The sequence below is a fragment of the Halorubrum sp. AJ67 genome (genome assembly GCF_000513435.1).
In genome coordinates this window covers 177,489-180,952 of the sequence record NZ_CBVY010000008.1, presented here as the reverse complement: position 1 = coordinate 180,952, position 3,464 = coordinate 177,489, and the positions used below count along the sequence as shown (strand labels likewise).

The window sequence follows — 3,464 nt, the reverse complement described above, 5'->3', positions numbered from 1 at the left end:
CCTCGACCGCGACGGACTCGACCCGCGCGAGGTGAAGTCACACAAGTCCGAGACCGGAACGGTGACCGGCTATCCCCGGCGCGGAGGAGATCACGAACGACGAACTGCTCACGCTCGACGTCGACTGCCTCGTCCCGGCCGCGCTGGAGAACGCCGTCGACGGCGACCTCGCGGCCGACGTGCGCGCGGACCTGATCGTCGAGGCGGCGAACGGCCCGCTCACGCCCGACGCCGACGACGTGTTGGCCGACCGGGACGTCCACATCGTCCCCGACATCCTCGCGAACGCGGGCGGCGTCACCGTCTCGTACTTCGAGTGGGTCCAGAACCGCCAGCGGTTCAGTTGGACCGAGGAGCGCGTCAACGAGGAGTTGGAGCGCGTCATTACGGACGCGTTCGACACCCTAGTCGAGACCTACGAGTCGAACGACGTTCACACCCTCAGAACCGCCGCGTACGTCGTCGGTATCGGCCGGATCGTGGACGCGTACGATCAGGCCGGCAGCTGGCCGTAACGGGCGGGCTTGGCCGGCCGCGGATTCACTCCGATCACGGATTCACTCCGGCCGCGGACTCACTTCAGCTGCGCGTCCCGGATCTCGACGTGGCCGCGGTCGCCCTCCCAGACCGCGTCGTAGGTGAGGTCGATGCGGCGGTCCATGTGCGGGCCGTCGACGACGTACGTCTCGAACTCGCCGCCCTCGCCGAGCGGGTGGACGCCGTACTCCTCGCGGAGCGCGAGCAGGTCGTCGAGCGCGTCGGCGTCGTACCGGCGTCCGAGCCACGACTCGTCGAGACCGTATGCCGCCACCTGAACGATACGGATCTCGAAGCCGGCGTCGAACATCGCCTCGGCGAGTTCGACCGGGTCACGCTGCCACAGCGGCGCGAACAGGTCGATCCCCAGGCGGTCGCACATCGCCTGAATGCGGCTCGTCTGAAACTCGCTCTCGACCGCGCCCGCGGTGACGCCCGCGAGGTCGACGTCGCTTCCGGCAGCGATCTCTCGGAGGGCCGCTTCCATCGGCTCCAGTTCGGCGTCGCCCTGCGCCCCGGCGTCGTCGACGTCGTCCGCGCCGAAGTCGTCCGGCGACACCTCGACGAGGTCGATCCCGACGCTCTCGGCGGCGAGCGCGGCGAGCTCCGTCGCCGGCGTGTGGTACATGTACGAGTCGCCGGCGGGGTGGACTGTCAACATCCGCGAGACGTCGAGACCCTCTTCCACGGCGCGGTACAGCGCCCACGAAGAGTCCTTCCCGCCGGAAAAGAGGCTCACCCAATCGCTCATGACGGAAAGAGTGGGTCGCACGGATAAAGCGTCGGCGGTCGAACGGCGTCGGAACGGGACGTGGCGGGGCGCACGCGTGACACGCGGTGAGCGCGCCGCCTCAGTCCGAGATGAACTCGTTATCGCGCCAGTTGACGCCGCCGTCGCCCTCGCCGGCACCCTGCGGGCTCTCGACGACCTCGATGCTCGCGGGACGCCGCTCGCCCTCGACGATCCGGGTCGCTTCGAGTTCGTCGTTCTCCTCGGTGATCGCCGTCAGCGTCCCCTTCTCCGAGAGGGTCGCGATCTCGCGGAGCACCAAGAACATCGGATACTGGAGCGCGGAGTTCTGGAGGACGGTCTCGCGGTCGCCCTTGAAGCAGGCGAACTCGACCAGCTCGGAGGGGATCTCCTCCTCCTCGTCGTCCATCCACTGCGGGCCGCCGGCGCGTGGCGGCTCCTCCTCCCACACGCGCGTCTCCGTGACCGACGCCTTCAGCTGTGCGGTCGGCGTGTACTTACTGATCGACTCGTCGTCGGACAGGGCCTTGATGATGAGTGTGTTGTTTCGACGCGTGATGTCGATGTCATCGATCTCCGGCGGCAGATCGGGATCTTCGTCGAAGTACGCCTCTACGTCTTCGAGTGGCAGTTCGAGCGTCGAATGAAGTCGGAACACGCGGCCTGTCATTGTTTGTGGAATGCGGTGGGGTCGAACCGGTGGTCGGGGCGGCAGCGGCAACGGCTGCTTCTACCCTGTATAGGCACCGTGGGTTTATATGGGCTGCCCTTCCAGAGCAAAGGATCGGCGGAAGGTTCGGCCGGGGGCGCGCGGTCCCGCCGGAGCGATGCCTCAGTCGGCACCCAGCTCGGCGGCGAGCTCGCCGCGCTCGTCGAGTTCCGCGAGTACGTCGCTGCCGCCGACGAACTCCCCGTCGACGAACGTCTGCGGGATCGTCTCCCAGCCGCTGTGGGCCTCCAGCGCCTCGCGGTACTGCGGCAGCGCGGGTAACACGTCGACCGTCTCGAACTCCTCGACGTGCTGGCCGATCAGCTCGACGGCGCGCTTCGAGTAGCCGCACTGCGGCATCAGGCGGTTCCCCTTCATGAAGAGGACCACGTCGTTGTCGGCGAGAACCGTCTCGACGCGCTGTTCGATCTCCTCGGGGTCGGCGTCGGTTTCGGGGCTGAACGTCATGGGATCGGGTACGCGCCGCCGAGGCAAATGGGTTCCGCACGGAACGTGTTCGGTTTCGAGAGCGAGCGGCACAGTCGATGTTTCAGCCAACACCGCCAAACTCCAGTCGCTACGATGTAGTTGCTGCTTGGAATACGATCACCGAGCCCCAGCCGCGCGGAATCGCTCGTCCGGCGCTACTCCTCGCGGTCGACGCGGACCACGTCGACGAGCGAGTAGACGGGCACCCCGTCGATCTCGTCGTACCCTTTCTTGTCGACTAACACGACGCAGGCGACGGGGTCGCCGCCCTGTTGGCGGATCGCGTCGATCGACTCCCGCATCGTCGTCCCTGAGGTGATGATATCGTCGACGACGTAGCAGTCGCGGTTACGGATGGCCGCGAAGTTCCGCGAGAAGCCACCCCCCTGCTCGTCGATGTCGCCCTCGTCCCACTGGTGTTTCGCGGGCGCGTACGTGCCGAGGTCGGTGTCGAGCCGGTCCGCGACCGCGGTCGCGAGCGGCGCGCCGGCCTTCTCGACCCCGACGGTGAGATCGACCTCCTCGCCCTGCTTGGCCAAGAGGTCGGCCATCGCGCTCGCCGCGTAGCCGAGGCGCGTGGAGTCGCGGCCAAGGGCCGACCAGTCGACGTGGATGTCGGCGGACGCGGTCGTCTCGGCCGTCGAGTCGTCGGCCTCGGACCCGCCCGCGCGCTCGACCAGCCAGCTCGCGGTCTCCCGGGAGACGTTCAGTTCGTCGGCGATTTCGCCCTTCGAGAGACCGTGTTCCGCCAGCTCGGCGGCACTATCTATCAGGTCGTCAACGTTCTTCATACGCGGCAAATTCGACCGCCGTTTTAATAGTCGTGCCGTCATCCGCGAACGCGGCCTCGAAGTCGTCCAGCCCGTGGACGCCGGTGACGAGATCGCCCAAGAAATCCTCGGAGAGCCCCGAGAGCGACTCGATCGCTGATTCGAAGTGCCCGTAACCGGAGTTGACGCTGCCGACGAGCGCCTTGTT

Annotated in this window: 4 protein-coding genes and 2 pseudogenes; 1 reads left to right on the top strand and 5 read right to left on the bottom strand. The window is 67.2% G+C overall.

What is annotated here, in order from left to right; all coding sequences use genetic code 11:
- Positions 1-515, top strand: a pseudogene (locus BN903_RS08945) (Glu/Leu/Phe/Val dehydrogenase); the annotation flags it as partial.
- A 59-nt stretch (positions 516-574) separates the two neighbouring features.
- Here BN903_RS08945 and BN903_RS08940 read toward each other — a convergent pair.
- From BN903_RS08940 to BN903_RS08920, 5 genes and pseudogenes are all read right to left on the bottom strand, one after another.
- Positions 575-1,288 carry a diphthine--ammonia ligase gene (locus BN903_RS08940; RefSeq protein WP_048077407.1) on the bottom strand — a complete coding sequence of 238 codons (714 nt, stop codon included), beginning with the start codon at positions 1,286-1,288 and terminating at the stop codon, positions 575-577.
- Positions 1,289-1,388: 100 nt separating this feature from the next.
- On the bottom strand, positions 1,389-1,958 hold the full coding sequence (locus BN903_RS08935) for a hypothetical protein (RefSeq protein WP_048077406.1): 570 nt from the start codon (positions 1,956-1,958) through the stop codon (positions 1,389-1,391).
- 162 nt (positions 1,959-2,120) lie between these two features.
- Positions 2,121-2,465, bottom strand: a complete 345-nt coding sequence (locus BN903_RS08930) for a glutaredoxin (RefSeq protein WP_048077405.1) — start codon at positions 2,463-2,465, stop codon at positions 2,121-2,123.
- 176 nt (positions 2,466-2,641) lie between these two features.
- Positions 2,642-3,277, bottom strand: coding sequence for a transcriptional regulator GfcR (gene gfcR / locus BN903_RS08925; RefSeq protein ID WP_048077404.1), 636 nt, complete (start codon positions 3,275-3,277; stop codon positions 2,642-2,644).
- A pseudogene (locus BN903_RS08920) lies at positions 3,264-3,464 on the bottom strand (glucose dehydrogenase); the annotation flags it as partial. The gene gfcR and the pseudogene BN903_RS08920, both read right to left, overlap by 14 nt.

Excerpts from the sequence above, each read along its gene's own strand:
- BN903_RS08930 (WP_048077405.1), bottom strand. The coding sequence starts at position 2,465 with ATGACGTTCAGCCCCGAAACCGACGCCGACCCCGAGGAGATCGAACAG.
- BN903_RS08935 (WP_048077406.1), bottom strand. The coding sequence starts at position 1,958 with ATGACAGGCCGCGTGTTCCGACTTCATTCGACGCTCGAACTGCCACTC.
- BN903_RS08940 (WP_048077407.1), bottom strand. The coding sequence starts at position 1,288 with ATGAGCGATTGGGTGAGCCTCTTTTCCGGCGGGAAGGACTCTTCGTGG.
- gfcR (WP_048077404.1), bottom strand. The coding sequence starts at position 3,277 with ATGAAGAACGTTGACGACCTGATAGATAGTGCCGCCGAGCTGGCGGAA.